A 251-nucleotide genomic window follows, 5' to 3' on the forward strand; every position below is an offset into this window, starting at 1 on the left:
CGGCGCGGATTTCACGGGGGCCGAATCGGTGATGATCCGCCCCTACAACATGGCCACCGGTGCGGCGCCGTTCGATTCGCTGTCGGTTGCCGACATTGGCGACGTGGCGATCAACACCTTCAACCTCCTGGACGCCGTGCGCATCATCGAAGAAGCCTACGATGAAATCCTCGAGCACAACGTTATTCCCATGACCCTGGGCGGCGATCACACCATCACCCTGCCGATCCTGCGGGCTATCCATAAAAAAC

Annotated in this window: 1 protein-coding gene; it reads left to right on the plus strand. The window is 59.8% G+C overall.

Annotated elements, in window-relative coordinates:
• The coding region (locus AC0L3U_RS39890) for an arginase family protein (RefSeq protein WP_473365197.1) at positions 1–251 on the plus strand (251 nt) is incomplete at both ends.

This window comes from Bradyrhizobium sp. Kon69 (assembly GCF_055807515.1).